This is a genomic window from Gammaproteobacteria bacterium, assembly GCA_013816845.1.
Classification (GTDB): domain Bacteria; phylum Pseudomonadota; class Gammaproteobacteria; order DSM-16500; family DSM-16500; genus Aquicella.
Map to the genome: position 1 here is coordinate 1 of JACDDU010000015.1, position 2001 is coordinate 2001.

2 protein-coding genes are annotated in these 2001 nt (G+C 43.0%); both read left to right on the forward strand.

What is annotated here, in order from left to right; translation table 11 throughout:
* The first annotated feature begins 164 nt into the window (after positions 1-164).
* The gene (locus H0W64_12725; protein ID MBA3662576.1) at positions 165-515 is read left to right on the forward strand and encodes a hypothetical protein; all 351 of its coding nucleotides are present in this window, start codon (positions 165-167) and stop codon (positions 513-515) included.
* 918 nt (positions 516-1433) lie between these two features.
* Positions 1434-1778, forward strand: a complete 345-nt coding sequence (locus tag H0W64_12730) for a hypothetical protein (GenBank protein ID MBA3662577.1) — start codon at positions 1434-1436, stop codon at positions 1776-1778.
* The last annotated feature ends 223 nt before the right edge of the window (positions 1779-2001 follow it).

Below are 2001 nucleotides of genomic sequence, written 5' to 3' on the forward strand. Positions count from 1 at the left end.
CGCCTGAACCATGTTGTGCTTTTGAATTACTAAATCTCCAATGCCCGCATTATACCCCGTGACGCCTAACTTGCGATGCAACGGACGCCTCGTCGACCGTTTCCGTGCTTTATGAACGTTTTTCGGCTCGGCGCCGCTGATCTTGGTTGTTAGGCATCACTAATATGAAGTTTTTCTTAGTTGCTGGAATATTGTCAATTGTCTGTGGCTGCGAATCAAATGTAAGGCCCGAAGCCGAAGAAGATCCAATTATTACCAATTTCTCAGTTGGTCGGTGGAATAACAAACATAAAGACAATAATGATCTAATTGGTGTTCGAATTCAACAGTTCCCTGACTGTGCGGGTGAATCCAAACCATACGAAGGTAAGCATCCAGCAATGATTATCTATGTAATGCGTGATGGTACCTGCAATCAGGTCAGGTATTCCCCCGAAGGTAAGATAACCGAAGACTTTTGGTGGAAAATGGATCTGGCCAACCCGTATATTGAATTTTATCGAATAAGCAAATAAAAAAATTATAAACAAGAAATCTTTAAATGTATTTTAATCGCGTGATGCCTAACTGGCGATGCAACGGACGCCCCGTCGGGCGCGTCCTTAGTTCTTCGTGGCGCATCCTGCGGGTCGCCGCTGATCTTGGTTGTTAGGCGTCACTAATGATGCGGTATCACTATCATCCTGGGGACATCTGGATTCTATGCCTCTTATGTCTCGCATTTGCATTAACCATGTATGGCCAGATTGGATTTTGGTTCGCCTATCGATCGTCCATATTTCCAAAGGCCTGGTCTGATAGATTGATTGATATAACAGTTGCCGCCGTTATCGGCATATTATACCTGGTTGTATCGGCTATTTATCTCTCGTTTTATAAGATGTCTACAGTTTGGGTTTGTTTGGTGATTCTAATTGATGCAAATTTGGCAAAAATAATTATCAATCTCATTAGTAAGATAATCTTCAATGAAAAATTTGACGATTATGTTTATCTTAGAATTCAACTTAAATGGACTATCCGCGACGCCTAACTTGCGATGCAACGGACGCCTCGTCGACCGTTTGCGTGCTTTATGAACGATTATCGGCTCGGCGCCGCTGATCTTGGTTGTTAGGCGTCAGCGAATTCGATCCTTCGTGGTAATCTTTGGGCCCCTGGTCTGGGAATGATTCCCTCAGATACACTGAAAACCCGGTGATCGCTTCCTCTGGGCATGCCAATCTCTGCGTTATAGATTTCCATACGTTTCGCGTGTTTCGGCTCGCCTGAACCCTGTTGTGCTTTTTAATTACTAAATCTCCAATGCCTGCATTATACCCCGTGACGCCTAACTTGCGATGCAACGGACGGCCCGTCGATCGTGCGTGTGGCTTCGCGTGCCGTTTTCGGCGGGCCGCCGCTGATCTTGGTTGTTAGGCGTCATTAAATGTATGATAACTGGTATTAAATATTCTGATGATGGAGCAATTGAATTTAAACTATTAACAATAGAAAACATAATACTGCATGTCTGTCTCGATTCACAAAATAATTATTATCCAGCGCTTTTAAAAGTTAACGAAATGATCATCGTAGACGGTGACCCTATTGTTAAAAAGATTATTGATTCCATTGAATATTGGCTCGACTCCCAAGATCCTATAACAATTGGGAAAATTGGGAAAGTGATGTTTGGGATTGAATTAGACGACACAATTGAAGACGCCAAAGTAATAATAGCATTATCAAAGGTTTTGATCCTTCGAAATTATATCCTGTGCCACTATGTTAAATAATCATAAAATTACAATGACGCCTAACAAATGGATGCAACGGACGCCTCGTCGATCGCTTTCGAAGTTTCGCGAACCCCACTGGCTCGGCGCCGCTGATCCTGGTTGTTAGGCGTCACGAATGGCGTCTGTCTTCGGTTCTCGATATTCACGGATTACATCTTACGTGATCAATTACACGATAATCGATGACGGCCATATTCTTATCTTAAATTCAAAGCGTTAA

Excerpts from the sequence above, each read along its gene's own strand:
- H0W64_12725 (MBA3662576.1), top strand. The coding sequence starts at position 165 with ATGAAGTTTTTCTTAGTTGCTGGAATATTGTCAATTGTCTGTGGCTGC.
- H0W64_12730 (MBA3662577.1), top strand. The coding sequence starts at position 1,434 with ATGATAACTGGTATTAAATATTCTGATGATGGAGCAATTGAATTTAAA.